This is a genomic window from Pseudomonas sp. GW822-FHT06D10 (assembly GCF_058799535.1).
Map to the genome: position 1 here is coordinate 1 of NZ_JBXALN010000017.1, position 3,665 is coordinate 3,665.

A 3,665-nucleotide genomic window follows, 5' to 3' on the forward strand; every position below is an offset into this window, starting at 1 on the left:
TACTCAACTGGATGGGGTGCAGAAGGATGGTGCCTATGTGACTCCGGAGCACAAGCTGAATCCGGGGGTGATGTATACTATAAATGGTATTACTCCTCGTAATGCACGAAATTTAGTTGGAGGGCCTCTTGAGGGTGGGACTCAAGTTAGTCGAAATTTCATATTGGAAGGTGGTCCCGTGAATGGAGTGTTATATCGGGCTGATAATCAAGGGAACATAACTAGCTACGCTACTTATGATTCGGTGGGTATGGTGTTGAAAAGAGTCGATGTTACAGGTAAGCCTCATTTGTCTGTTCCGACGCCACATGTAATAGAGTATGGTAGGAATACACTTCCTGATGGAACTGTTAGAGTGCAGTCACCATCCACGAAGTTAGCCCCAAGACCGATTAGACCAGACGAGGTTCCATGATGAGTGTTAATACAATTAAACCTTTTGTAGGCTTGAGTAGATATGAGTCATGGAAATCGCAGTGGGCGGAAAAAAGTACAGTTGATATATTTTCCTATGTGAGTGAAATTTGCAGTCCTGAAGATGTTATGTTGTTTTGTAGATTGTTGTTTCCCGATTTTGTTGTTAGGGATGATGCGGTGTTTCTAGAGAGTCGATACGACGCTGCGATATTCGATGTTTGGCTCGAGCAGTTGAATGGTGATGTCAATGCCGTTGAGAGGGTGATGAATCAAATTCATCTTTATGATGTTTTTTCTGGAACGGCAAGCGATGTTGGTGATGTAATATTTGAACAGTTGGCGGATATTTTTGCAGTTTCATGGCGTTTGGTTTTAAAAGATAAGTTTCCCGAGAAGAAATTTTCTGTTGAAGTCTCAAATACCGAGCAGGATTACGGTCCAACGATAATTTTTTTTCAGATTTGTTAGTTGTGTTTTAGAGTGGGCGGTATGAGTTTTTGAGTTGAGTAGTTTTGTGTGTGAGTTATTAGGTTGTATGTGTCGTGGGTGGTGTATTGCAGAGTGATGTTTAGGGGGGTTAAGAAGTTTTTTTGTATGTTGCTTGTCTGGAAGAAGAGTGGGTTGTTTCGTGTTAAATAGTTCTGCTCTTAGTGTCCGCGTAAAAGATGAGTGATTCAGTTCTAACTCTATATATGTCGCGAGAGAAACGAGTGGCTTTGGCACTCTGATCTTTGCCGACAACGGCAACCTCAAGCTGGACACCGGCACCCTGGGCTTCAGCGATATTGCCGGCAAGGACAAGGAACACGGCTATTACCTGAACGTGGGCGGCACCTACAGCTCCGGTAGTGGCACCACACAAGACAGCAGCCAGGTGGGTAAAGGCAAGGAAGGTGAAACCGGCTGGAGCGTCAGCGGCTGGGATTACCAGAAGGACCGCGAGCAGATTGTGCGCGCCACCGTCGGGGCGGGCGAGATCGTGGTGCGCAAGGATGCCGAGACCGGGGCCGATTCAACGGCCGGGCTGAACCGGGATGTGGGCAAGGCATATGAGATCACCAAGGATGAGGAGTCGCGTACGGATTTGTATGCGAGCAGTTCTTCCATTGACGCTGCACTCAGACCGGGTGAAACGCTGAAACAATGGTCTGATGGGTTGCTCAACTATGACAAAACTGCACTGAATAACTTTAACAAGGCGGCGTCAGCGCTCAACGTGATGATTAATCGCGTGGATAAAATTTTAGGGCGTCCCATGGATGCTCGTGCGGAAGCTGTGGCAGGGAAGGACTTAGCAGAAAGTACACTTGAGGCACTGATTCTTTCCGGTAAAAGTCGCCGCGAAGCTATGGCGATGATGGGAGATCAAAAGTTCATCGATGGTGTTCTTGTTGGTATCGCCTCATTAAATGGTATCGAACCGAAGGTTCTGGAGGAAATTGAAAGGGTCGTAGAACCCAGTAACTACGCTCCTAGTCAAGGTTCGCTGGTGCTGAAAGAAACGCAGGTTAATCCCAGTGGGATATTGGAGCTTCAGGGAACTTTAGACAGTCTTGCGGCAGCTCAGAAATATATTAAGGAAAATCCAGAGCAAGCGGAAGCTGTAGGCTATGTTATGGCTGCTGCGCAGGGGCCTAAAGGTGTTGCGCAGTTTCTGGTGATGAAAGCTATTGAGGGAACAGAGTTTGGTAAGAAGTTTTCTGAAAATATGGGTAAGGCGGAAGCCTACGCGGGAAAAGCAGCAGCACAGGCTATTCAAGGGACAGAATTAAACCCGAATCATCAAGGGGACGCCTATATAATTGGCGGTGGCGAGCTGATCTATAGCATCTTTACTGGTGCGTTACCGGGTAAGAAGGGAGCGAAGGGTGAGGCTCATGTTTCTGTTAACGATGGCGGAATTAATGAACGTGGTGGAAATTCCGCTGGTGATACTGGAAAGGGGGGCGCTGGGTCAGTAGATAAAACTGTACACGATACCAATACTAATCTGCCTGTAGTTCGTGAAGGGAAAGTAGTTTATGAACCATTGGCTAGACCTGATGCAAATGAAATTAGGGCTGGGTCAGGGTTTGCAAAGCTTGGATATGATGTTAAATATAAAGCTACCGCATCGGATCTAGGGGTTAAAGATGTAAGAACGCCAGATATGTATGTGTCTGGTGTTGGGAAAGTTGATGTTTATACGCCGAACACAGCAAATCAAAAAGAATATTTTAAATATTATTGAGAAGAAAAAGTCACAAGCTTCATCTGTTTTGACGCAGATTGATTTGTCTGGAGTTGAAATGAAAAGTATTGCAGATAGGGTTTGGGGCAAACCCAATGCTAAAAATATCCATACATTATTTTTTCAGGATTCAAAAGGGCAGATACATCGTTTTGATCGTCCAATCTTAGGAGGTGACTAGTGTCAAAGTTACAGTGTGAATGTGGTTGTGTAATGGTTGCTCGTACAATGGAGGAGGAGTTTTTATATGATTTTGTTCCTCAGAAGGTAATCGTTGGATTACTAAATAAGTGGGAGGCTGTTGGTGCTAAATTTAGTAGTGATGACTTTTTGGAATTATATAATGAGTTTAGACGAGATGCATACAAGTGTCCGTCTTGCGGTCGTATTCTATTGCAGGTTGATGAGGGGGGGGGACGCGTTTGATAGATATAAAAAGGAAGTTGGTTAGTTGCTTTTTGAATAAGTGTGGTTTTTGATAAGTTTGTTGCTGTAGTCAGTGAGTTTTGCGAGATATAGATGTAGTGGCTTGCTTGATTGGGTGAGTCCTTTTGGTTGTACATAAGAGAGCTTAAACCTCAAGGTCAGCAGCGGCTTGAAGATCCGCGCCGAGCAAAACGACAATGATGGTGGGGAAGTGGGCATCACTGTCGGTACCGAAAAGAGATGGCGTTCTATGCCGACGTGGCAATCTGGAGTGTGAAGGCGAGCGCCATCAAGAGGCTTATCTCTATGCCGGGGACCGTCTAGGTTTCACCAGTGGCAAGGACACCACCATCGCCGGTGGCAACCTGCGTGGTGACGAGGTTATTGGGCGTGTGGGCGGCGATTTGAACGTCGCTTCGGTTGCCGATACCGGCAAGGTCAAGGGTAAGGAATTCGACATCAGCGTCACTGCCACCATCGGCCCGGGTGCCGGTGTCAGTGGCTCAGTCGGTTACGGCCAGACCACCGGCAAGACCGACTGGGTTGAAGAGCAAACCCGTATTACCGGCAAGAACAAGGTCGATATCCGCAC

Annotated in this window: 4 protein-coding genes and 2 pseudogenes; all 6 read left to right on the forward strand. The window is 46.5% G+C overall.

Annotated elements, in window-relative coordinates:
- Positions 1 to 70: 70 nt before the first annotated feature.
- Positions 71 to 415, forward strand: coding sequence for a polymorphic toxin type 24 domain-containing protein (locus AC1RL5_RS31805; protein ID WP_320334754.1), 345 nt, complete (start codon positions 71 to 73; stop codon positions 413 to 415).
- Positions 415 to 885 (forward strand): hypothetical protein, encoded by a 471-nt coding sequence (locus AC1RL5_RS31810; protein WP_233447052.1) that lies wholly within the window; start codon positions 415 to 417, stop codon positions 883 to 885. The genes AC1RL5_RS31805 and AC1RL5_RS31810 overlap by 1 nt, the downstream gene beginning before the upstream one ends.
- A gap of 250 nt (positions 886 to 1,135) precedes the next feature.
- Positions 1,136 to 1,564 (forward strand): annotated as a pseudogene (locus AC1RL5_RS31815) (toxin C-terminal domain-containing protein); the annotation flags it as partial.
- A 1,141-nt stretch (positions 1,565 to 2,705) separates the two neighbouring features.
- Positions 2,706 to 2,828 carry a hypothetical protein gene (locus tag AC1RL5_RS31820; RefSeq protein WP_259699801.1) on the forward strand — a complete coding sequence of 41 codons (123 nt, stop codon included), beginning with the start codon at positions 2,706 to 2,708 and terminating at the stop codon, positions 2,826 to 2,828.
- Positions 2,828 to 3,073, forward strand: coding sequence for a DUF8617 domain-containing protein (locus tag AC1RL5_RS31825; RefSeq protein WP_492590239.1), 246 nt, complete (start codon positions 2,828 to 2,830; stop codon positions 3,071 to 3,073). The genes AC1RL5_RS31820 and AC1RL5_RS31825 overlap by 1 nt, the downstream gene beginning before the upstream one ends.
- Positions 3,074 to 3,218: 145 nt before the next feature.
- Positions 3,219 to 3,665 (forward strand): annotated as a pseudogene (locus tag AC1RL5_RS31830) (hemagglutinin repeat-containing protein); the annotation flags it as partial.